We start from the raw sequence: 21,170 nt of genomic DNA, 5'->3' as shown, positions 1-21,170 counted from the left end.
TGCTGCTGGCGCCTCAGCTGCCGGAGATCCGCGTCAGCGGTCCCGGGGTGTAGGGCGAGTTCGCCTCGAGGTAGTTGGCGAACGCGTCGATGTCCAGGCCGCCGTAGTAGACGTTCGTCCCCTTGGCCATGGTCGGAAAGTTGTCCCCACCACCCTGGAGGAAGTTGTTCGTCACGATGCGGTAGGTCTGGGTGTCGACGAGCGGCTGGCCGTTCAGCGTCACCGCGCCGAGCGTGGTGCCCGTGTAGGTGTAGTTGAACGCCTTGTTCACCTGCAGGATCTTCTTGCCGCTGCCGGCGTTCGACCCGCTCCACTGCTCGGTGAGCAGCTGCTTGACCTGGGCACCCGTGAGGTCGAGCGACACGAGGTAGTTGTTGAACGGCTGGACCGTGAACGCCTCCTCGAACACGACATCGCCCGGGGCCTCGTTGTACGGGCTGTTGGCGTAGCTCAGGTCGGCGCGGATGCCGCCGGGGTTCATGAACGCGATGTCCGGCTTCTTGCCGGCGGTGACCACGGACGGGTCGGCCAGCTGGGCGTCGGCGATGAGGTCGCCGAGCTGGGACTCGCCGCCGGCGTTGCCGGTGCGCGTCACGTCGGTCGTGATCTTGCCGAGGACACGGCTGGCGATAGGGCGGGCCAGGGCCGAGTAGTCGGTGATGATCTTGGTCTGTGCGGCGTCCTTCGGGACGTCACGGCTGACGATCATGTTGGCGCTCTTGACCGAGGTGCGGACGATGTCCTGGGTCCGACGGTCGTAGGTGAGGTCGGTGTCGGTGAACAAGCGGCCGAACGACGACGCCGACGTGACCATGCGCGGCTGGCCCTTGGGGTCCTTCACGTCGCACACGTACGGCTGGTGGGTGTGACCGGACACGATCATGTCGATGGCCGGGTCGAGGCCCTTGGCGATCGGCAGGATCGGGCTGTCGGGTGCGAGGCTGCCACCCTTGCCGCAGGTGTAGTCGTACGTCGGGTTCACCGTGTACGGCTTGTTGTCCGGGCCGTACCAGACCTGCTGGTTCGGGACACCGCCCTGGTGGATCAGCACGACGATCGCGTTGACGCCCTTGGAGCGCAGGACCGGCACGAGGGCGTTCGCGGTCGCGACCTCGTCCTTGAACTGCAGTCCGGCGACACCGGCGGCAGTGACGATCGACGGCGTGTCCTTGAGGGTCATGCCGATGAAGCCGATCTTGGCGCCCTTGATGTTCCTGATCGTGTAGGGCGGCAGGATCGTCTTGTTCGTCCCCGACTGCACGACGTTCGCCGCGAGGTAGTCGAAGTTCGCACCCGTGAACGTCTTGCCACCGGGGCAGGAGTCCTGGTTGTTCGCGCCGGCACCGTCGTCGAGGCAGCCGCCGTTGGCCATCCGCTGGAGCTCCTTGTACCCCTCGTCGAACTCGTGGTTGCCCACGGCGCTCGCGTCGAGGTGGAGGGCGTTCATCGCCTCGATGGTCGGCTCGTCGTGGAAGGCGGCCGACAGGAACGGCGAGGCGCCGATGAGGTCACCGGCGGCGACGGTCAGCGAGTACGGGTGACCCTTGCGGGCCTCCTTGAGGTGCGTCGCGAGGTACTCGGAGCCACCCGCGTCGGTGGTGACGTCGGCGGCGGAGACCACACCGGTCTTGGGGTCCGTGACGAGCTTGTGGTCCGTGACGACGCGGCCGCTGGAGCCCGAGGGGGGCTGCAGGTTGCCGTGGAAGTCGTTGAACGACAGCAGCTGGATGTCCATCGTGGGACCGTTCGGGGCGGCGGTGGAGCTGCCACCCGTCATCGCCAGGCCGGCGGCTGCCATGGCAGCCACGGCGACGACGCCGGAGAGGCGTCGGGTACGCAAAGAGGTCATGTGTGCGTCCTTGTGCGAAAAGGGGAGGAAACCGGCGGTAGCCGGACCCGTGCACGCTAACGGGGCCGTCGCCCGAAAAGGAAGATGCGTGGTGCAATGCTTTCCGTGCTTTCTCCTGCGCTTCGCGTCACCGACACCCTGGACGACACCGAACGCGGGCTCGTCCGCGCACTCCAGGCGCGCGCCGCCGCCGAGGACGGTGTCGGGGCCCTGTCCGAGCAGACCGTCCTGAACCTCGCCTCCGGACCCGGTCGGGTCCGCCACCTCCTCGCGTATGCCGCGGAGCAGCTCACGGGGTACGCCCAGCTCGAGGGCACGGACGACCCTACGGCGTCCGGCGAGCTCGTCGTCGACCCGCCGTCACGCCGTGCCGGCGTCGGCAGGGCGCTCGCAGAGGCGGTCCTCGAGCAGTCCCCGGAGGCCCGGTTGTGGTCCCACGGGCGGCTGCCGGCAGCCGTGGCCCTGGCCGACCGCCTGGGGCTGACCGCGGTGCGCGAGCTGCACAAGATGGCCCGGCCCCTGGGCGAGGGCGACCTCGACCCGGCGGCGAGCGCCCTGCCTGCGGGCTTCTCCGCGCGGGCGTTCGAGCCGGGTCGCGACGAGAAGGCGTGGCTGGCCACGAACGCCGCCGCCTTCGCCCACCACCCCGAGCAGGGCCGGATCACCCTGGCCGACCTGCAGGAGCGGATGGCGCTGCCGTGGTTCGACCCGGCCGGCTTCATCCTCGTGGTCGCGGACGAGCAGCCCGACGAGGTCGCCGCATTCCACTGGACCAAGGTCGAGGACGGCAAGGGGGAGGTCTACGTGGTCGGGGTGCACCCGACATACCAGGGGCGCGGGCTGGGCCGCCCACTCACCGCATTGGGCCTGGCCCACCTGGCCTCCCTCGGGCTGGCCGAGGTCGAGCTCTACGTCGACGGGGACAACCAGGCCGCGATACGGACCTACACGGGACTGGGGTTCGCCAGCATCATGGTGGACGTGATGTATTCGCGCACCGTTCACGGAGCACTGTCAGGATGAGCGCATGAGTGTGACCAGCCGGGCGGCCGACGAGGCCGGCTCCCTCGCCGCGGAGTCCCACGACGGCAGCGACGACACCGACTTCCCGGGGCAGGAGGTGTCGATCGCGAGCGCCCAGCCGCGGGCGTCCAACGGCCGCTTCATGCGCGTGGTCCACGCCACGAGCCAGCCCGACGACAGCGGACTGCCGGGCGACCGGTTCCTCGACCGCGAGATCTCCTGGCTCCAGTTCAACGAACGCGTCCTGCAGCTGGCCGCCGACGAGTCGGTGCCGCTGCTGGAGCGTGCCCGGTTCCTCGCCATCTTCACGTCCAACCTGGACGAGTTCTTCATGGTTCGTGTGGCCGGCCTCAAGCGCCGCATCGCCACGGGCCTCGCCATCCGGTCCGCTTCGGGGCTGGAGCCGCGCGAGGTGCTCGAGCAGATCTCGCTCGTGGCGCACGAGCTGCAGGCGATGCAGAGCATCGTCTACAAGGACAAGGTGCAGCCGGCGCTGGAGGACGAGGGCATCTCCATCGTCCGCTGGGACGAGCTCAGCGACCCCGAGCAGGACCTGCTGACGGAGCTCTTCGCCGACCGGGTGTTCCCGGTCCTCACCCCCCTGGCCGTCGACCCGGCCCACCCGTTCCCCTACATCTCCGGTCTCTCGCTCAACCTGGCTGTGGTGCTGGTCAACCCCAAGACGGGCAAGGAGCACTTCGCCCGCGTCAAGGTGCCGCCGCTGCTTCCCCGCCTGCTGCACATCGAGCCCTCGAGCGGAGAGCCGGCCACTTCCGACCTGTTCTCGACGCGGTTCGTGCCGCTCGAGGACGTCATCGCCTCCCACCTCGACATGCTCTTCCCGGGCATGGAGGTCCGTGAGCACTTCACCTTCCGGGTCACCCGCAACGAGGACCTCGAGGTCGAGGAGGACGACGCCGAGAACATCCTCACCGCGCTGGAGAAGGAGCTGACGCGACGCCGGTTCGGGCCGCCCGTCCGGCTCGAGGTCGACGAGACCATCGACGACCACGTGCTCGACATGTTGGTCCGTGAGCTCGGGGTCAGCGACAGCGAGGTCTACCGCCTGCCTGCCCCCCTCGACCTGCGCGGCCTCAACCTCGTGGCCGACCTCGAGCGGTCCGACCTGCGGTTCGAGCCGTTCCGCGGCCAGTCGCACCCCGACCTCGCCCCGGCGGAGACCGCGAAGGCGGCTGACATCCTCGCCGTCGTGCGCGACAAGGACGTGCTGCTCCAGCACCCCTACGACTCGTTCTCGACGTCCGTGCAGTCGTTCATCGAGCAGGCAGCGGCCGACCCGAGCGTGCTGGCCATCAAGCAGACGCTCTACCGCACCAGCGGCGACTCCCCCATCATCGACGCCCTCATCGATGCCGCCGAGGCCGGCAAGCAGGTGCTGGCGATCGTGGAGATCAAGGCGCGGTTCGACGAGCAGAACAACATCTCCTGGGCCCGCAAGCTCGAGCACGCGGGTGTCCACGTCGTCTACGGCATCGTCGGCCTCAAGACCCACGCCAAGCTCTGCATGGTCGTGCGGCAGGAGAACGACGGCACCCTGCGTCGGTACTGCCACATCGGCACGGGCAACTACAACGGCAAGACCGCGCGCATCTACGAGGACTTCGGTGTCCTCACGTCGGACCCGCAGGTCGGCGAGGACCTCGCGCGTCTGTTCAACCAGCTGTCCGGGTTCGCGCCCCGCAGCAAGTTCAAGCGCCTGCTCGTCGCGCCGCGCTCGGTGCGCTCCGGCCTCGTCGACCGCATCGAGATGGAGATCGAGCACGCCCAGGAGGGGCGTGGCGGACTCGTCCAGATCAAGGTCAACTCGATCGTGGACGAGGAGCTCATCGATGCGCTCTACCGCGCCTCGCAGGCAGGGGTCCGGGTCGACGTGTGGGTTCGGGGCATCTGCGCGCTGCGCCCCGGCGTCCCCGGCCTGTCGGAGACGATCCAGGTCAGGTCGATCCTCGGGCGGTTCCTCGAGCACTCCCGCGTCTTCCACTTCGGTGGAGGGGGCGAGCCCGAGGTGTTCATCGGCAGCGCCGACATGATGCACCGCAACCTCGACCGCCGGGTCGAGGCCCTGCTGCGCATCGCCGACCCGCGGCACGTCGAGGACCTGCAGTCGCTGCTGGCCCGCGGCATGAGCGACGAGTACGCCCACTGGCGGCTCAGCGGCGACGGCCGGTGGACGCGGGTCAGCCTCGACACCGACGGCCAGCCCCTTGCCGACCTCCAGGCCGCGATGATCGAGGTGCACGCCAAGCGCCGGCGCAAGGCCCGCCGACGTTGACCGCCCCCATCCCTGCCGCGGGGACCATCCCGTGGCGCCGGCGCCGGGGACAGCTCGAGGTCGCGCTCGTCCACCGGCCGAAGTACGACGACTGGTCGTGGGCCAAGGGCAAGCTCGACCCGGGTGAGGCGTGGCCGGTGGCGGCCGTCCGGGAGACCGAGGAGGAGACCTCCCTGGAGGTCGGCCTCGGTCGTCCCCTCCCCACGGCCGAGTACACCGTGCTCGACGCCGCCGGCACCCCGGCGACCAAGACCGTGCACTACTGGGCGGCCGAGGCGACCAGGCCCGCCGGCGCCCTGCGCAACGAGATCGACGAGGTCCGCTGGCTCGACGTCGTCAGCGCCTCCGACCGGCTCGACTACGCCCGCGACCGTGACCAGCTCCGCGCGCTGGTGCGCGCCGACAAGGCGGGGACGCTGACGACCTGGCCGCTGGCGCTCGTCCGGCACGCCCACGCCGTGGGGCGCGGCTCGTGGTCCGGCGACGACCGGCTCCGCCCCCTCGACCGGGCCGGGCAGGGCCGGGCCGCCGAGGTCGCGAGCCTCCTCGCGGCATACGCCGTCACGCGGCTGGTCAGCTCCCCGTCGGTGCGGTGCGCCGACACCCTGCGCCCCTATGCGGCAGCGACCGGGGCCTCGTTGCGGACCAAGGACGGACTGAGCGAGGAGGGGTATGCCGCGGACGCCACCCGCGCGCCCCGTCACCTGCTTCGGCTGCTGGAACGTGGGGCCCCCGCCGTCCTATGCAGCCACGGGCCCGTGCTGCCGGACCTGCTCGGCGCGCTGCTGCCGCTCGTGCACCCGGACGAGCCCGACGCGGCCTCCGTGGCGCAGACCCTGACCACCGCCGCCACCGACTCCATGGCCAAGGGGGAGGTCCTCGTGGCCCACCTGGTCGGCCAGGGTGAGGCCGCGCGAGTCGTCGCGGTGGAGCGCCACCTGCCCTGAGCGACGGGGCTCCTCGTGCGCCCCCCGTCCAACCCCTCGTCCAGCCGACAGGCCGCTGCTGACCGGGTGCTGACCGGCCGTTCACGTGGAACCCGCCGGGGGGACGGTACGACGCCCACCAATGTCTGGCTGGTGTTCACCCTGCGTTCACCCACGACGGGCCACGGCGTCACCCGCCCTGCCTACCTTCACAGTCGTCGGGCATCCCGCCCGCCCCGAATTTTCCCCTGTGAGAGGTTTGAACACCGTGAAGATCCAGCGTTTCGGCCTGCTGGCCAGCGTCGCCGTGGTCGGCTCCCTCGCGCTGACGGCGTGCGGTTCCGACAACAACACCGGCGCCACCGCCGGCGGCTCCTCGTCCGGCGGCTCCAGCTCGTCCGACTGCCCGACCGGCACCCTGAACGCCGAGGGTTCGTCGGCCCAGAAGAACGCCATCGACGAAGCGATCTCCGCCTTCCAGGACACCTGCTCGGGCGCCACGATCAACTACAACCCGACCGGCTCGGGCGCGGGCATCAAGCAGTTCCTCGCCGGCCAGGTCGACTTCGCCGGCTCCGACTCCGCGCTCAAGACGACGGAGAAGGACGGCAAGATCGAGGCCGACGAGGCCGCGAAGTTCTGCGGCTCCCCCGCGTGGAACCTGCCCATGGTCACCGGCCCGATCGCCGTGTCCTACAACGTCAAGGGTGTCGACAAGCTGGTCCTGACCCCCGAGGTCATCGCCAACATCTTCAACGGCAAGGTGACCACCTGGAACGACGCCTCGATCGCCAAGATCAACTCCGGCGTCACGCTCCCCTCCGAGCCGATCAAGGTCTTCTTCCGCTCGGACGAGTCCGGCACCACGGAGAACTTCACCAAGTACCTCAACGCTGCCGCCCCCTCCGCCTGGACCGCCGAGCCGGCCAAGGCCTGGACGGGCAAGGGTGAGGGCAAGGAGAAGTCCGCCGGTGTCGCGGGCGCCGTGAAGTCCACCGAGGGTGGCATCACCTACGCCGAGTGGTCCTACGCCAAGGACAACCAGCTCGGCATCGCCCAGATCGACAACGGCGCCGGCGCCGTGGAGCTGAACGGCGAGACGGTCGGCAAGGCCATCGCCACCGCGAAGGCCGACGGCGAGGGCAACGACCTGCGCCTCAAGCTCGACTACGCCACCAAGGAGGCCGGGGCCTACCCGATCAACCTGGTGACCTATGAGATCGTCTGCTCCAAGGGCAAGGACGCCGCCAAGTCCAAGCTGACCAAGGCCTTCCTCAAGAGCTTCGCCTCCAAGGAGACCCAGGCCTCCCTCGAGGAGATCGGCTACGCGCCGCTCCCCGACGAGGTCCGCACCAAGGTCGCCGCGGCGATCGACGCACTGTCCTGACCCCACCGCGGTGAGCCGGGGCTGGCCACCACCAGCCCCGGCTCACCGCTGTCCGTCCTTCCCCCCACCGCGATAGGCATCACGTGTCATCAGTGACCGGCGTATCCCTGGCCGACGAGACCCCCGGACCCCACGGCAGCGCCCCGCTCAGCGGCGACGGCGCCGGCACCGGCCGCCTCGGCGACCGCCTCTTCGGTGGTGCGGCCAAGGGCGCCGGCATCTTCGTCATCGCCCTCGTGACGCTCGTCGGGGTGTTCCTGCTCTGGCAGGCCATCCCGGCGATCGCGAACGACAAGGCCAGCTTCCTGACCTCGCGCGAGTGGTCGGTCAACGACAGCAACAACCTGCGGTTCGGCATCGTCGAGCTGCTCTGGACCACCGTCACCGCCAGCGCCATCGCGATGCTCATCGCGGTGCCGGTCGGCGTCGCGGTCGCCCTGTTCATCACGCAGTACGCCCCCACCTGGCTGTCGCGGCCCGCGGCCAGCCTGATCGACCTGCTGGCCGCCGTGCCGTCGATCGTGTTCGGCATCTGGGGCCTGCGGACGTTCGGGCCGGTGTTCGAGCCCGTGCAGAACTTCCTGCGCGACCACCTCGGCTGGATCCCGCTGTTCTCCGACGCCAACATCAGCGGCGGCAGCACGATCCTGTTCGTCGGCATCGTGCTGGCGATCATGGTGCTCCCGATCGTCACCGCCCTGTCCCGCGAGGTGTTCGCGCAGACGCCGATCACCCACCGTGAGGGCGCCCTCGCGCTCGGCGCGACCAAGTGGGAGATGATCCGGATCTCCGTCCTCCCGTTCGGGAAGCCCGGCGTGATCAGCGCCGCGATGCTCGGCCTGGGTCGTGCGCTCGGTGAGACGATCGCCGTGACGATCATCCTCTCCACGCTCCCCGACGGGGCGAAGTGGACGTTCTCGCTGCTCAACGGTGGTGAGACGTTCGCGTCACGGATCGCCAACAACGCCGCCGAGTTCGACACCCCGCAGAAGGCAGGGGCGTTCATCGCCGCCGGCCTCGTGCTCTTCATCCTGACCTTTGTCGTCAACGCCATCGCCCGCATCGTGATCGACCGCAGGAAGGCCTTCAGCGAATGACGACCTCCACCACCGCCACGACGTCGGCGACGTCCTCGTCGACCACCCCACCCGCCTCGAGGGGCGGCGCATCGACGGACCTCGGCCACAAGGCCCGCGGCCGGGCCTTCAAGGACCAGCTGGCCCGCGTCGTCATGTGGGGGGCCTTCCTGCTCGCCCTCGTCCCGCTGGTCTGGATCCTCTGGACGGTCGGCTCCAAGGGCTACCACCTGCTCCTCGACGCACAGTGGTGGGGCAACTCCCAGCGCGGCATCACGGCCCGGCGCGAGGGCGGCGGGGCCGTGCACGCGATCCAGGGCACCCTGATCCAGGGCCTCACGACCGCCCTGATCTCGGTCCCGATCGGGATCCTCACCGCGATCTACCTCGTCGAGTACGGGCGGGGGCGGCTCGCCAAGGTCGTGTCGTTCATGGTCGACATCCTCACCGGCGTCCCGTCGATCGTCGCCGGCCTGTTCATCTACGCCCTCTGGGTGACGACGTTCAAGTTCCAGCGGGTCGGCTTCGCGGTCTGCCTCGCGCTCGTGCTGCTGATGATCCCGGTCGTCGTCCGCTCGACCGAGGAGATGCTCAAGCTCGTGCCGAACGAGCTCCGCGAGGCGTCGTACGCGCTCGGGGTGCCGAAGTGGAAGACGATCATGAGGGTCGTCCTGCCGACGGCCTTCTCCGGCATCGTCACGGGCGTCCTGCTCGGCCTGGCCCGCGTGATGGGCGAGACCGCACCCCTGCTCATCCTGGGCCCGTACACGAAGTCGATCGCCAACGACCTCTTCGGTGGACTGATGCCGACACTCCCGACGATGATCAACCAGGACCGCACCGAGTCCCTGCAGCCTGCGGTCGACCGCATGTGGGCGGCTGCACTCACCCTGATCCTGCTCGTGCTCCTGCTCAACATCGCCGGCCGGGTGGTCTCGCGCTTCGGCTCGGTCAAGAAGTAGCCGGCCCCGCGCCATACCTCACCGCACGCATCCCCGAACCCGAACTGAACTCCGCAAGCGAAGGACGAATCCCCCTCATGGCCAAGCGAATCGACGTCAGTGACCTGAACGTCTACTACAGCGCGTTCAAGGCTGTCGAAGGCGTGACGATGACCGTGGAACCGCGCTCGGTGACAGCGTTCATCGGACCGTCCGGCTGCGGCAAGTCGACCTTCCTGCGCACGCTCAACCGCATGCACGAGGTGATCCCCGGCGGCCGCGTCGAGGGCAAGGTCATGCTCGACGACCAGGACCTCTACGACTCGGGCGTCGACCCGGTGGCCGTGCGTCGCACCGTCGGCATGGTGTTCCAGCGGCCGAACCCGTTCCCCACGATGTCCATCTACGACAACGTCGCAGCCGGCCTGAAGCTCAATGGCGTCAAGGGCAAGAAGCGGCTCGACGAGGTCGTCGAGAAGTCGCTGCAGGGGGCCAACCTCTGGAACGAGGTCAAGGACCGCCTGAGCAAGCCGGGTGCCGGTCTCTCCGGTGGGCAGCAGCAGCGCCTGTGCATCGCCCGCGCGATCGCCGTCGAGCCTCAGGTGCTGCTCATGGACGAGCCCTGCTCGGCCCTCGACCCGATCTCGACGCTGGCCATCGAGGACCTGATCGGCGAGCTGAAGAGCAAGTACACGATCGTCATCGTCACCCACAACATGCAGCAGGCGGCTCGCGTCTCGGACCGCACCGCGTTCTTCAACCTGGCGGCGACCGGCAAGCCGGGCAAGCTGATCGAGATCGACGACACCCAGCGGATCTTCAACAACCCCGGCGTGAAGGCCACGGAGGACTACATCTCCGGTCGCTTCGGCTGAGCCACTAGTCGTCGGGGGTGGCGGTGCCGGACGAGCGCTCGGACCCGCCGTCCGAGGAGCTCGTCTCGAACACGGGCGCCCCGCCTGAGCACCGGGCATGGACCTCGGACTCCTGCTCGCTGCCGTTCTGCCGGAACTGCACCTCGATCTCGGTCGACGAACGGTCTAGCTCGTAGGACCAGCCGTTCCTCGGGGTGGCAAAGCGCAGCGTCAGGGTGGTCCCCCGGCAGCTGACGCCGACCGAGCCCCCCGTGACGCTGATGGAGTCGTCCACCGTCTGCGGGCGAACCGGGGAGGAAGCGGAGGTTCTGGGGGCGGGTCGCGGCGTCGAGGACGGACGCGAACCGGTGCGGGGTGGGGTGACGGCCGGGCTCGGCACCGTGGACCGCGGCGCCGGCGCCGAGTGGCTCGGGGTGGTCCGGGCCGGTCGCGAGGTCGTCGGGGGTCGCCCTGCGGACGACGTGGGTGGCGACGTGCTCGACGGGACCGACGACGTCGCCGACACGGTGCCCTCGGTCACGTCCGTCGTGGTCGTGCCGGGGCCGGCCTGGGTGAGCTCGGGCCGGGCACCGTCGGTGAGGTAGGCCCCCCGACCCGCGCGGTCGATGACGATCCACGCCACCGTCGAGGTGCTCGCCACGATGGCCAGCCACAGGGCGACGGCGGCCACCACGGTGCCGGTGCGACGGCTCATCGGGACCTCCGTTCCACCCGGTCGCAGGGCCCACCCGGATCACGCTCATCGGCCTCGGGCGCGACGGCCCGTGCCGTAACGTTATCGCCGTGGCCCGCCTCCTGGTCGTCGAGGACGATGGTGGCATCCGCACGGCCCTCGTGCGTGCGCTCCACGACCGCGGGCACTCGGTCAGCTCCTGCTCCACCGGCATGGCCGGCCTCCAGGAGGCTCTCGACCACCAGCCCGACCTCGTCGTCCTCGACCTGGGCCTGCCCGACGTGGACGGCCTGACCCTGCTGTCGATGCTGCGCGGGGTGAGCCAGGTGCCGGTCATCGTCGTGACGGCTCGTGAGGAGGACGCCGCCCTCGTGCGCGCCCTCGACGCCGGGGCCGACGACTACGTGACCAAGCCCTTCGGCTCGGACCAGCTGGAGGCCCGCATCCGCGCGGTCCTGCGACGGACGAGCAGCGGCGCCCCGGCTGCGGGACCCCTCGAGGTGGGCGAGCTGGTCGTCGACCCCACCACGCGCCAGGCCACCCTGCGAGGCGACGCGCTGGACCTGTCGCGCAAGGAGTTCGACCTCCTCCTGCTGCTGGCCCAGCGGGCCGGCGAGGTCGTGAGCCGCCGGGAGATCCTCAGCGAGGTGTGGCAGCAGGCGTATGGCGGGGGCGACCGGACGCTCGACGTCCACCTGTCGTGGTTGCGCCGCAAGCTCGGCGAGACGGCTGCTCATCCGCGGTACCTGCGCAGCGTCCGTGGCGTGGGGCTGCGCCTCGCCGCGCCGGACCGGGACTGACGGTGCGTCGACGGATCAGCCTCCTCGTGGCCGCGACGTCCTCGGCCATCATCGTGGCCTTCATCATCCCCATGTGCCTGCTCGTCCGGACGCTCGCCGAGGACCGGGCGACCGCGACCGCCCAGCAGCAGGCCCAGGGCGTGGCGGTCATCGTGTCGAGCGTCGCCTCGACCAGCGACATCGGCGTGGCCGTCAGCCAGGTCGCCCAAGGCCGCGGGTACCACACGACCGTGGTCCTCCCGACGGGCCAGACCGTCGGGTCCACCCCGTCGCCGGCGCAGTCGGCCCTGGTCGAGAAGGCCCGGCAAGGGGGTTCGGCGTTCACCGACCGCTCCGCCACCGGCGCAGCGGTCCTGGTCCCCATCGCCCTGGACCGGGGCACCGCCGTCGTGCTCACCACGGTGACGGCCGAGGCGATGCACCGCGGGGTGACGATGGCCTGGCTCAGCATCGGCACGCTCGGGCTGGTGCTGCTCGCCCTGGCCCTGCTCATCGCCCGACGGCTTGCCGAACGCATCGCGACACCCGTCACCGACCTCGCGCGGGTGGCGCACCTGCTCCGGACCGGCGACATGGACGCCCGCGTCGAACCGGCCGGGCCGCAGGAGGTGCAGGAGGTCGGCACCGCCTTCAACCAGCTCGCCGAGCGGATCGACGACCTGCTCGCCGCCGAGCGGGAGGTCGTGGCGGACCTGTCCCACCGCCTGCGCACGCCGGTCACCGCGCTGCGGCTGGACAGCGAGTCGGTCCAGGACCCGGAGACGGCCGAACGCCTCCGCGGCCACGTGGACCAGCTCCAGCGCACCGTGGACGCCGTGGTGCTCGAGGCCCGCAGACCCGTGCGCTCCGCGATGCGTGGCGAGTGTGACGCGGTGGCCGTGGCCGCGGACCGGGTGCGCTTCTGGGAACCGCTGGCGAGCGACGAGGGACGCAGCATCAGGTTCGAGGCACCCCCCGGGCCGCTGCAGGTCGACCTTGCCGCGGTCGACCTGCGCGACCTGCTGGACAACCTCCTCGACAACGTCTTCGCCCACACGCCGGACGGCGCAGACGTCGTCGTGACCGTGCGCCCGGTCCCGGCGGACGGTGGCACCGGACGGGTCGAGGTGAGCGTCGCCGACTCCGGTCCCGGGTTCGGCGACCAGGAGGACCCGACCCGACGGGGTCACAGCGGCAGCGGTTCGACGGGGCTGGGCCTGGACATCGTCCGACGCATCGCGCGGACGTCGGGTGGGAACGCGACGCTGGGACGCACCGAGGACGGCGGCGCGCTGGTCACCGTCGACCTCGGTCGGGCCCACTGAGGTCAGTCGTCGCCGGGCTCGCCGGCGTCGTCGCCGTGGTCGTCGCCGGGCTCGCTCGCGCCGCCGTCGTCCTCGTGGTCGGCGTCCTCGTGCTCGACCTCCACCGCGTCCTCGGGTTCGGCGTCCTCGTGGTGCGCGGCCGTCGCGGCAGGGCGCGGCGTCGCCGCCACCGTGGAGTGGTGGCTGGCGCCGGAAGCGGCGTGCGCGGCGGCCGGGGCCGGAGCGGCGGCTCGGACCGCCTGCCGCACCGCGGCCGGGGCGGGGGCCTTGGCCACCAGGACCTTGGTGACCACCTTGTGCGTCACGCAGGCACCGTGCTCGAGCTTCGCCGGCTTGGCGCAGGGGGCGAGGCTGACCACCGGGGCCGGCGTCACGACCGCCACGGCGGGGACGGGCTGCGGCTTCGCCGTGACCTGCTTCGGGGCGTCGACCCCGGCGGCAGCGGTGTAGAAACCGACGGCGGCCACGAGCCCGGCGGCGAGGCCGACCGACACGGCGAGGGGGCGGCTGACAGACATGGGGGAGGTCCTCCGGGGGCAGGCAACGGGTGGTGCTGACGGGAGCAGAGTGCCCGGCGCCGGCTCAAGACCAACTCGTCTGGAGGTTAAGACCTCCTCAAGTCCGGGCAAGGATGACGAATGCGGGACCTAAGCCATGAGGTTCTCTTAGGGCACTCCTGAGGACGACTTGGGGCACGTGCGGTCAGGCTGGGTCGACGCCCGACCGTCCTCCCACCCCCTGCCGGAGAACTCCCCATGCCCCGTCCGCCCCTGACCACCCGCCACCGCGACCGGTACCGCGCGCTCGTCGTGCTCATCACCGGCGCGGCCGCGGCCTGCTCCGTCGCCGCCGTCGGCGCCGCCTCGGGCGCCGCCGCGCACGCCAGCGAGCAGAAGCAGGCAGCCAAGGAGGCCAGGGCCGCCGCCGCCCGCGCGGCATACGACCGCGCCGTCCGGGCCCAGCAGCTCGCCGCGCAGGCCCAGGCCGCCCTGACCCCCCGGGTCATCGTCAAGCAGCGCCCCGCCCGGACCGTCGTGACCACGAAGGTCGTCCACGTGGCGGCCGCGCCCGGCACCGCCCGCGTGGGAGGAGGCACCGCCGTGGTCCAGCAGCGCGGCACGCGCACCACCGTGCAGTCGGCGCCGCAGGCGGCCGCCGCGCCCCGCGCAGCCGCTGCACCCCGAGCCGCCACCCCGGCTCCCGCTCCCGCACCAGCACCTCCGCCCCCGCCCCCGCCGGTCGTCACCGCGGGGTCCTGAGGTGCCGCCGGTGACCGCTCCCGACGTCGGCGTGAGCACGTGGTCAGCCCTGGGCACCACCGTCGAGCTCCACGTGGCGGACCCCGCCGAGCTGGCCCGCGCCACCACGCGCGCCCGGGACGTCCTCGACGAGGTGGACGCGTCGTGCAGCCGTTTCCGGGCCGACTCCGACCTGGTCCGCGCCAACCGGCGACCGGGGCGGTGGACGCCCGTGTCCCCGGTGCTCGTGGGGGCGGTGCGCATCGCCCTCGAGGCCGCGCACGAGACGGCGGGCCGGGTGGACCCCTCCCTGGGCGAGGCCATGGAGGCCGCCGGCTACGACCGCACCTTCGACCTGCTGTCCCGTGCCACCGACCTCCCGACCGCCCTTCCCGGAGTCGTGCGCCCCGGTGCGTGGCGGGAGATCGGGGTTCGTCCCGATGCCGTCCTCGTGCCGCACGGCGCGCGGCTCGACCTCGGCGCAACGGGCAAGGCGTATGCCGCGGACCTCGTGGCCGCGGACCTCGCCACCACCCTGGGTGCGCCGGCCGCCATCAGCGTCGGCGGTGACGTGAGGGTGACCGACGCCCCGCACCACACCTCGCTCCACGGCCGGTACCGCTGGCCGGTCGTGGTCGGGGAGACCCGGACCGACCTCGCCGACCACCCCGACGACACGGTGAGCCTGCTCCTCGAGTCCGGCGGCGTCGCGACGTCCACCGTCCGCGCGCGGCGCTGGATGCGCGGTGGCCGCGAGTGGCACCACGTCCTCGACCCGGCGAACGGCCTCCCCGTCGCCGGTCCCTGGCGGTCCGTGACCGCGCTGGGCCACACGTGCACCGCGGCCAACACCGCGACGACGGCGGCGCTCGTGCTGGGCGACGCGGCCCCCGCGTGGCTCGAGCAGCGCGGTGTCGCCGCGCTGCTCGTCGACGAGCAGGGCGAACGCCATCCCACGAGTGCCTGGCGTGCCAGCGCGGAAGACGACTCGGCCGACCTGGCTGCCCCCCGACGAGGGGGTGGCCGGTGACGAGCCCGCTGCTCTGGTACCTCAACCGCGGCACGGGCCTGGTCCTGCTGGCGGTGTTCACCCTGACGGTCGTCCTCGGCGTGTTGTCCACGGGGCAGGGCGGCAGGGTCTGGCCGCGGTTCGCCACCCAGTCCACCCACCGCGGGCTGAGCCTGCTGACGACCCTCCTGCTGCTCGCGCACGCCGTCACCGCCGTCGTCGACGAGTTCGTCGACATCCGCTGGTGGCAGGCCCTGCTGCCGTTCGGGGGCACCTACCGCCCGCTCTACCTGGGCCTGGGCACGCTCGCCCTCGACCTCACCCTGGCCGTCGGCGCCACGAGCCTGCTGAAGCAGCGCCTCGGTGAACGCGCCTGGCGGGCGGTCCACCTGATGTCCTACCTCGCCTGGACCGCGGCGGTCGTCCACACCCTCGGGATCGGCACCGACGCCTCGACGTCGCTCGGCCGACCCGTGGTGCTCGTGTGCGTCGGCGCCCTCCTCGCCGCCGTCGTGCTGCGGCTCGCGATCCTCCAGCGCGCGGCGAGGACGACGTGACCGCCGTCGGCGTGCCCCGCCGCGCCGTCCCCGGCACCGTCGGTCCGCTCCCGGGTGAGACCGGCCGCGACGTCCCGGTGACCGACGTGAAGGTCCTGCGGGGCCCGCGCCTGCTCGCCACCGTGGCCGACGACCCATCCCTGGCGACGCACCGTGAACGCTTCGGTCCCCTGCCCACGTTGACCCTCCAGGCCGTTCTCGAGCTCGCCCGCGACGTCGACGTGCGAGGCCGTGGCGGAGCGGGTTTCCCCCTCGCCACGAAGCTCGCCGCCGCCGGCCGTGGTCGGCGCCCACTGGTCGTGGTCAACGCGGCCGAGGGTGAGCCGCGCAGCGCCAAGGACTCGGCGCTCGCCGTGGTCGCGCCCCACCGCGTGCTCGACGGTGCGGTCCTCGCCGCGCGAGCGCTGTGCACCAAGGAGATCCACGTGGTGACCCCTCGCGAGCGCCCCACCACGGGCGACGCCCTGGGCGCGGCGATCGCCGAGCGCGTCGCCGACGGCGAACGCCTCCGGTGGCGCAGCCACCTCGCCGCACCGGGATTCGTCAGCGGTCAGGCCCGTGCGGTCATCGAGCTCCTGTCGGGTCGTCCCGGCCTGCCGGTCACCGCCTGGCAGCCGGAGGCGGTGAGCGGCTACCGCGGGCGTCCGACGCTGCTCTCCAACGCCGAGACCTACGCGCAGCTCGCCTCCCTCGTCCACCTCGGCGCGACCGGGTATGCCGCGCTGGGCCTCCCCGAGGAGCCCGGCACCGTCCTGCTCACCGTCACGGACGGGGTGGGCACCAGGGTGGTCGAGGTCGCCACGGGCACCCCGTGGGACGCCGTGCTCTCCGTCGAGCAGCTCGACCGCCCCGTGCTGCTCGGCGGCTACCACGGCACCTGGTCGGCGCCGGGACAGCTGCAGGGCCAGCGGGTCAGCAGGGCGGCCATGAAGGACGCCGGACTCGCGCTCGGTGCCGGGGTCGTCATCGTGCCGGACCCCGGCGAGTGCCCGGTGCAGACCACCGCGGAGATCACGACCTACCTCGCCGCGTCGACCGCAGGCCGGTGCGGTCCCTGCTTCAACGGCCTGCCGGCCATGAGCCTGACCCTGGGCCACCTGGCCTCGCGCTCCGGCCACGTCCACGACACCGGTCGCCTCATCGACCTGGCCGAGGCCGTAGAGCGCCGTGGTGCGTGCGCTCACCCGGACGGCACCGCCCGACTGGTGCGGTCGCTGCTCACCGCCTGCCCGGACGAGGTCGCGCGCCACGCCGACGGCCGCTGCGGGTACGACCGATGAGCGGCTCGGGGCTGCGCCGCCTCAAGGTGGACTGGCCGGCCTGCCGCGCCAGGGGGTTGTGCGCCGAGCTGCTGCCCGAGGCCGTCTCACTGGACGAGTGGGGCTACCCCGTCATCACGGCGGACGTCACCCCGGAGCAGGTGGCACTCGCCCAGGAGGCGGTCCTCTCGTGCCCCCACGTCGCCCTGCGGCTGGTGGCCGTACCCGAGCCGCCGCTCTGACCCACGAGCCCTCCACGGGCCCACGCGCCTGCCCGTCAGGACCGGTCGGCAAAGACCCGGCGACCCCGGGTCACATGAACAGGTTGATGGCCCAGAAGCTCAGGGCCGCCACGATGCCGGCGCCGGGGAAGGTCAGCACCCACGCACCGACGATGTTGCCGGCGACGCCCCACCGCACCGCGGAGAGGCGCTTCGTCGCGCCCACACCCATGATCGCCGAGGTGATCGTGTGGGTCGTGGAGATCGGGGCACCGAAGGTGATGCCGGCGACGTAGAGGATCGAGGCAGCCGTGGTCTCGGCGGCGAAACCCTGCGGCGGGTCGAGGTGGATGATGCGGCGGCCGAGCGTGCGCATGATGCGCCACCCACCGGCATACGTGCCGGCACTGATGACGAGGGCGCTGAGGATGAGCACCCACAGCGGCACCTTCTCGCCGTCGTAGTGGCCACCGACCGTGAGGGCGAGGACGACGACACCGGCGGTCTTGGCCGCGTCCTGGAAGCCGTGGCCCAGGGCCATGGCCGCAGCCGAGGCGGTCTGCGCGTAGCGGAAGCCGCGCGAGACCTTGCCGGGCTGGGCACGACGGAAGAGCCAGAGGATCGCGGTCATCACCAGGTATCCGGCGATCACGCCGACGATCGGCGACAGGACCATCGGGACGACGACCTTCTCGAGGATGCCCGTCCACTTGACCGTGGCACTTGCCGCGAGGGCCGCACCACCGAGGCCGCCGATGAGGGCGTGCGACGAGGAGGACGGCAGGCCGTACCACCAGGTCAGCAGGTTCCAGCCGATGGCGCCGATGAGCGCGGCGGCACAGATCGCGAGGCCCTCGTTGCCCTGGGGCGCCTCGATGATGCCCTTGCCGATCGTCGCGGCGACACCACCGAAGAAGTAGACCGTGACTCCGCCGACCATGTTGGCGACCGCGGCCATGGCCAGGGCCACCCGCGGCGTGAGGGCGCGCGTCGAGACCGAGGTCGCGATCGCGTTCGCCGCGTCGTGGAAACCGTTGGTGTAGTTGAACCCCATCGCCAGGACGATGACGATTCCTACAGGAAGCCAATCCATGGGAGGACTCAGGACTCCTTGACCGCGATGCTCTCGACCTTGTGCGCGACGGTCTCGAAGGCGTCGGCGGCGGCCTCGAGCTCCTCGATGACCTCCTTGAGCTTCATGATCGTGATCGCGTCGGTGCCGTACTCGCCGTTGAACAGCGCCGCGAGCAGGCCGCGGTAGATCTGGTCGGCCTGGTTCTCGAGGCGGTTGATCTCGATCCAGTACTCCGAGAGGTCCTTCATCGAGCGCAGCCGCGGCATCGCCTCGGCGGTCAGCTCGGACATCCGCGAGAGGACCTCGACCTGGTCGGAGACGCCGGCGGGGAGGTCACCGATGCGGTACAGCACGATCAGGTCGACCGCCGCGTCCATGAGGTCCATGCAGTCGTCCAGCGTGGACGCCAGGCCGTGGATGTCCTCACGGTCGAACGGCGTGATGAACGAGCTGTTCACCTTGCGGATGATCTCGTGCGTCGCCTCGTCGGCGGCGTGCTCGATCTCGCGCATCCGCGCGGCCACGGTCTCGCGCTCGTCGTGGGCCACACCGAGGATGGTGGTGAGCTCACGGGAGCCGTCGATCAGGTAGGCGGCGGACCTGGCGAACAGGTCGTAGAAGCTGTTCTCCTGCGGGGTGAGGCGGAAGCCCACGGTTCTCTCCGGTCAGGCGGGGGGATGGCCGGGGACGATGCTACGGGCTACCCGCCTGCAAAGTGCAACCCGACGGGTACCTGGCGTTCACCGGGCGTTCAGCGACTCAGGCGTTCTGCCGCTTCCAGCTGCGGTGGGACCGGTCGGCGGCGGAGTCGGTGTCGACGCACTGACCTCGCTCGATCCCGAGCGCCCGGTCGATCTCGTCGTCCGTGAGGGGCCGCTCGCTCGCGGACGCAGCCACGACCAGGTCACCGACCAGCTCGATCTCGTCCTGGAGCGCGTCGTCGGTGAGCTCTGCACCGGCGTGCGGGTCCGTGGTCATGGCAAAACGCTAACGGAGTCCGGAGACGACCCGGACATTAGTTTGCGATGTCTTGACCCGCGCACGGCGCGAACCACCCATCTGGGTCATGTCCCGACCATACGGACTAGTCACTTTCTTCTATGTCGGATGATGGACCCATGCCGCACGAGGTCGACGGCGCCCGGACGGGCGAGCCGCCACAGGTCGAGGACCGGGGATCGTTCAGCCACGCCGTGTGCCGGGTGTGCGGGTGGAGCGGTCCCGGGCGGCGGTCCCGCCAGGTGTCGCGTCGCGACGCGGAGCAGCACGTGGGCGACTGCGCAGGAGCCTCGCCGCAGGGCTGAGGTCATGTGCGCCGGGCCGGGAGCGCCTCACGGCACGAGGCCGCTCGTAGCGGCTTAATTTGGGACCCGGGGCTACCGCGGCCCGGCGCACACCACACCATAACCCCGCACCCCGGCGGTCTGTTCCCCCGTTCGGCCCCTTGTGGAGAACCGGAGTTCGGGTGGCGTCACCGCTCCAGACAGGGGTATGGCGCAGGGCCGGGTCGGCCAGCGCGCGCGCCGGTCAGCGCAGCTCGCCGGCCCGCCAGAGGGCTGCACACGCCTCGAGGTCACCGGCGGTCGAGAGCATCGAGGCGGCCCGCTGGGTCTGCACCCCGGCGGCCTCGCGGTCCTGCACGTCGGTGGTGTGCGCGCGATCCGCACGACCAGCGGCGACGACGCGGCAGAAGGCCGCAGCCCGTTGCAGCGCAACGGCGAAGTCCCCCTCGAAGACCCCCCGGAGGATGGCGTCGGTGAGCTCGCGCAGCTCGGTCGGGCCGGGTGGTTCGGCGACCCCCGCGACGACGTGGTTGACGTCGGTGAAGCGCACGCCTGCCGAGTAGTCGGAGGCCGCGTCCTCGGGCGTCCGGCGCACCCACTCACGCAGGGCGTAGAGCCGCCACAGCGCGCCAGGGAGGCTCCGCGCAGGGCGGTCGGCCCAGAGCTCGGCCACGGTCGACAGGCCGAGGTCGTCGACGAGGGAGACGAGCCGCGCGGTCACGGCGGGGTCGGTCGAGGCACGGCCCGTCCCGACGAGGACGGCGGCCGTCTCGTGGGCGATCTCGGTCACCTGGGCGGGGTCGGGGACGGTGCCGCCCTGCGACTCCATGGCCGCAGGGCTGAAGAAGGCGGGACGGCGGGGGCCGGGACGGCCGCTGGGCTCGTTTCTCATCGGGACCAGTGTCCCAGCAGGAGCCGGCGTCCGCTCGGGGCGCGGCCCCTCAGCCGAACAGGTCGTCGAGGAAGGACTTCTTGCGCCGGCCGTGGCCGTACCCCTGCTGGCCGCCGTACCCGTGGCCCGGGACCTTCGACGTCTGGCGGTACGGCGCCTGCTGACCCTGCACGGGGGGCTGCTGCCACGCCCCCTGCTGCTGGGGCGGCTGCTGGGCGTACTGCTGCCCCTGCGGCGGCGCGGGCTGGTGCCAGGCGTTCTCGGCCGCGACGAGGGTCTCGAGCTCGCCGCGGTCGAGGAACAGCCCTCCGCACCCCGTGCACTGGTCGACGTGGACACGGTTGCGCTCGTACGAACGCATCTCGGAGGTGCACTTGGGACAGGTCAGGGTGCTCATGGTCAGCCAACGGACCGACCGGGGCCGGGGTTCCGCCGCGACCCGTCGGGTGCGGATGATGACCCGCGCACCCCTCCAACCCGGCGGCATAC

The 21,170-nt window shown here is 71.5% G+C and carries 23 protein-coding genes; 15 read left to right on the top strand and 8 right to left on the bottom strand.

The features are described 5' to 3' along the window. Positions 1-13: 13 nt before the first annotated feature. On the bottom strand, positions 14-1,849 hold the full coding sequence (locus ASC58_RS13270; RefSeq protein ID WP_056919647.1) for a bifunctional UDP-sugar hydrolase/5'-nucleotidase: 1,836 nt from the start codon (positions 1,847-1,849) through the stop codon (positions 14-16). 105 nt (positions 1,850-1,954) lie between these two features. Between ASC58_RS13270 and mshD the strand changes: the two genes are divergently transcribed. From mshD to pstB, 7 genes are all read left to right on the top strand, one after another. Continuing rightward, on the top strand, positions 1,955-2,872 hold the full coding sequence (gene mshD / locus ASC58_RS13265; protein WP_235529226.1) for a mycothiol synthase: 918 nt from the start codon (positions 1,955-1,957) through the stop codon (positions 2,870-2,872). A 4-nt stretch (positions 2,873-2,876) separates the two neighbouring features. Next, positions 2,877-5,165 (top strand): RNA degradosome polyphosphate kinase, encoded by a 2,289-nt coding sequence (locus ASC58_RS13260; RefSeq protein WP_056919645.1) that lies wholly within the window; start codon positions 2,877-2,879, stop codon positions 5,163-5,165. Next, the gene (locus ASC58_RS13255) at positions 5,162-6,112 is read left to right on the top strand and encodes an NUDIX hydrolase (protein ID WP_056919644.1); all 951 of its coding nucleotides are present in this window, start codon (positions 5,162-5,164) and stop codon (positions 6,110-6,112) included. The genes ASC58_RS13260 and ASC58_RS13255 overlap by 4 nt, the downstream gene beginning before the upstream one ends. A gap of 247 nt (positions 6,113-6,359) precedes the next feature. Continuing rightward, positions 6,360-7,478: a phosphate ABC transporter substrate-binding protein PstS gene (pstS, locus tag ASC58_RS13250; protein ID WP_056919643.1), complete on the top strand. Its 1,119-nt coding sequence runs from the start codon at positions 6,360-6,362 to the stop codon at positions 7,476-7,478. 83 nt (positions 7,479-7,561) lie between these two features. Next, positions 7,562-8,575, top strand: a complete 1,014-nt coding sequence (pstC, locus tag ASC58_RS13245; RefSeq protein ID WP_056916352.1) for a phosphate ABC transporter permease subunit PstC — start codon at positions 7,562-7,564, stop codon at positions 8,573-8,575. After that, the gene (gene pstA, locus ASC58_RS13240; RefSeq protein WP_056919642.1) at positions 8,572-9,516 is read left to right on the top strand and encodes a phosphate ABC transporter permease PstA; all 945 of its coding nucleotides are present in this window, start codon (positions 8,572-8,574) and stop codon (positions 9,514-9,516) included. The genes pstC and pstA overlap by 4 nt, the downstream gene beginning before the upstream one ends. Positions 9,517-9,593: 77 nt before the next feature. Continuing rightward, complete coding sequence (gene pstB / locus ASC58_RS13235; RefSeq protein WP_056919641.1) at positions 9,594-10,370, top strand: phosphate ABC transporter ATP-binding protein PstB; 777 nt, start codon at positions 9,594-9,596, stop codon at positions 10,368-10,370. 4 nt (positions 10,371-10,374) lie between these two features. Here pstB and ASC58_RS13230 read toward each other — a convergent pair whose 3' ends face one another. Beyond that, positions 10,375-11,064, bottom strand: a complete 690-nt coding sequence (locus ASC58_RS13230; RefSeq protein WP_056919640.1) for a lipase chaperone — start codon at positions 11,062-11,064, stop codon at positions 10,375-10,377. An 89-nt stretch (positions 11,065-11,153) separates the two neighbouring features. Between ASC58_RS13230 and ASC58_RS13225 the strand changes: the two genes are divergently transcribed. Together ASC58_RS13225 and ASC58_RS13220 are read left to right on the top strand one after the other, a co-directional pair. After that, complete coding sequence (locus ASC58_RS13225; RefSeq protein WP_056916348.1) at positions 11,154-11,843, top strand: response regulator transcription factor; 690 nt, start codon at positions 11,154-11,156, stop codon at positions 11,841-11,843. Between the two features lie 2 nt (positions 11,844-11,845). After that, on the top strand, positions 11,846-13,147 hold the full coding sequence (locus tag ASC58_RS13220; RefSeq protein WP_056919639.1) for a sensor histidine kinase KdpD: 1,302 nt from the start codon (positions 11,846-11,848) through the stop codon (positions 13,145-13,147). A gap of 2 nt (positions 13,148-13,149) precedes the next feature. Here the strand turns inward: ASC58_RS13220 and ASC58_RS13215 are convergent, their stop codons facing one another. Beyond that, complete coding sequence (locus ASC58_RS13215) at positions 13,150-13,665, bottom strand: hypothetical protein (RefSeq protein WP_056916346.1); 516 nt, start codon at positions 13,663-13,665, stop codon at positions 13,150-13,152. 237 nt (positions 13,666-13,902) lie between these two features. On the opposite strand from ASC58_RS13215, the gene ASC58_RS13210 reads away from it, so the two are divergent. From ASC58_RS13210 to ASC58_RS13190, 5 genes are read left to right on the top strand one after another with little or no spacing between them, the layout of a single operon-like run. Next, positions 13,903-14,406, top strand: a complete 504-nt coding sequence (locus ASC58_RS13210; protein ID WP_056919638.1) for a hypothetical protein — start codon at positions 13,903-13,905, stop codon at positions 14,404-14,406. Positions 14,407-14,416: 10 nt separating this feature from the next. Then, entirely contained in the window at positions 14,417-15,415 is a 999-nt protein-coding gene (locus ASC58_RS13205; RefSeq protein ID WP_056916344.1) for an FAD:protein FMN transferase, read from the top strand. Next, positions 15,412-15,951 (top strand): ferric reductase-like transmembrane domain-containing protein, encoded by a 540-nt coding sequence (locus tag ASC58_RS13200; protein ID WP_056916343.1) that lies wholly within the window; start codon positions 15,412-15,414, stop codon positions 15,949-15,951. Before ASC58_RS13205 ends, ASC58_RS13200 begins: the two co-directional genes overlap by 4 nt. Further along, positions 15,948-17,231, top strand: a complete 1,284-nt coding sequence (locus tag ASC58_RS13195) for an NADH-ubiquinone oxidoreductase-F iron-sulfur binding region domain-containing protein (protein ID WP_056916342.1) — start codon at positions 15,948-15,950, stop codon at positions 17,229-17,231. Before ASC58_RS13200 ends, ASC58_RS13195 begins: the two co-directional genes overlap by 4 nt. Beyond that, positions 17,228-17,452, top strand: a complete 225-nt coding sequence (locus ASC58_RS13190; protein WP_056919637.1) for a ferredoxin — start codon at positions 17,228-17,230, stop codon at positions 17,450-17,452. The genes ASC58_RS13195 and ASC58_RS13190 overlap by 4 nt, the downstream gene beginning before the upstream one ends. Positions 17,453-17,522: 70 nt before the next feature. On the opposite strand, the gene ASC58_RS13185 is transcribed toward ASC58_RS13190, so the two are convergent. The 3 genes from ASC58_RS13185 to ASC58_RS13175 all read right to left on the bottom strand — a co-directional run bounded on the left by ASC58_RS13185 (position 17,523) and on the right by ASC58_RS13175 (position 19,484). Next, a complete protein-coding gene (locus tag ASC58_RS13185; RefSeq protein WP_056919636.1) occupies positions 17,523-18,524 on the bottom strand; it encodes an inorganic phosphate transporter in 1,002 nt (333 codons plus the stop codon). Between the two features lie 8 nt (positions 18,525-18,532). Further along, on the bottom strand, positions 18,533-19,159 hold the full coding sequence (locus ASC58_RS13180; RefSeq protein WP_056916339.1) for a DUF47 domain-containing protein: 627 nt from the start codon (positions 19,157-19,159) through the stop codon (positions 18,533-18,535). Between the two features lie 106 nt (positions 19,160-19,265). After that, positions 19,266-19,484 (bottom strand): hypothetical protein, encoded by a 219-nt coding sequence (locus ASC58_RS13175; RefSeq protein ID WP_056916338.1) that lies wholly within the window; start codon positions 19,482-19,484, stop codon positions 19,266-19,268. Between the two features lie 140 nt (positions 19,485-19,624). Here ASC58_RS13175 and ASC58_RS13170 point away from each other — a divergent pair, with 140 nt between their 5' ends. Continuing rightward, positions 19,625-19,810 carry a hypothetical protein gene (locus ASC58_RS13170; protein ID WP_056919635.1) on the top strand — a complete coding sequence of 62 codons (186 nt, stop codon included), beginning with the start codon at positions 19,625-19,627 and terminating at the stop codon, positions 19,808-19,810. A 223-nt stretch (positions 19,811-20,033) separates the two neighbouring features. On the opposite strand, the gene ASC58_RS13165 is transcribed toward ASC58_RS13170, so the two are convergent. Further along, positions 20,034-20,681 (bottom strand): hypothetical protein, encoded by a 648-nt coding sequence (locus tag ASC58_RS13165; protein ID WP_056916336.1) that lies wholly within the window; start codon positions 20,679-20,681, stop codon positions 20,034-20,036. A gap of 49 nt (positions 20,682-20,730) precedes the next feature. After that, positions 20,731-21,078, bottom strand: coding sequence for a zf-TFIIB domain-containing protein (locus ASC58_RS13160; protein WP_082553333.1), 348 nt, complete (start codon positions 21,076-21,078; stop codon positions 20,731-20,733). Positions 21,079-21,170: the final 92 nt, after the last annotated feature.

This window comes from Phycicoccus sp. Root101 (genome assembly GCF_001426245.1).
Classification (GTDB): domain Bacteria; phylum Actinomycetota; class Actinomycetes; order Actinomycetales; family Dermatophilaceae; genus Pedococcus.
The sequence above is the reverse complement of the archived record's forward strand: the minus strand, read 5'-3'. Positions and strand labels throughout refer to the sequence as shown.

Bases quoted from the DNA above. Each gene is read 5' to 3' on its own strand.
- ASC58_RS13270 (WP_056919647.1), bottom strand. From the start codon at position 1,849: ATGACCTCTTTGCGTACCCGACGCCTCTCCGGCGTCGTCGCCGTGGCT.
- ASC58_RS13260 (WP_056919645.1), top strand. From the start codon at position 2,877: ATGAGTGTGACCAGCCGGGCGGCCGACGAGGCCGGCTCCCTCGCCGCG.
- pstA (WP_056919642.1), top strand. From the start codon at position 8,572: ATGACGACCTCCACCACCGCCACGACGTCGGCGACGTCCTCGTCGACC.
- pstB (WP_056919641.1), top strand. From the start codon at position 9,594: ATGGCCAAGCGAATCGACGTCAGTGACCTGAACGTCTACTACAGCGCG.
- ASC58_RS13230 (WP_056919640.1), bottom strand. From the start codon at position 11,064: ATGAGCCGTCGCACCGGCACCGTGGTGGCCGCCGTCGCCCTGTGGCTG.
- ASC58_RS13215 (WP_056916346.1), bottom strand. From the start codon at position 13,665: ATGTCTGTCAGCCGCCCCCTCGCCGTGTCGGTCGGCCTCGCCGCCGGG.
- ASC58_RS13210 (WP_056919638.1), top strand. From the start codon at position 13,903: ATGCCCCGTCCGCCCCTGACCACCCGCCACCGCGACCGGTACCGCGCG.
- ASC58_RS13190 (WP_056919637.1), top strand. From the start codon at position 17,228: ATGAGCGGCTCGGGGCTGCGCCGCCTCAAGGTGGACTGGCCGGCCTGC.
- ASC58_RS13185 (WP_056919636.1), bottom strand. From the start codon at position 18,524: ATGGATTGGCTTCCTGTAGGAATCGTCATCGTCCTGGCGATGGGGTTC.
- ASC58_RS13175 (WP_056916338.1), bottom strand. From the start codon at position 19,484: ATGACCACGGACCCGCACGCCGGTGCAGAGCTCACCGACGACGCGCTC.
- ASC58_RS13170 (WP_056919635.1), top strand. From the start codon at position 19,625: ATGCCGCACGAGGTCGACGGCGCCCGGACGGGCGAGCCGCCACAGGTC.
- ASC58_RS13165 (WP_056916336.1), bottom strand. From the start codon at position 20,681: ATGAGAAACGAGCCCAGCGGCCGTCCCGGCCCCCGCCGTCCCGCCTTC.
- ASC58_RS13160 (WP_082553333.1), bottom strand. From the start codon at position 21,078: ATGAGCACCCTGACCTGTCCCAAGTGCACCTCCGAGATGCGTTCGTAC.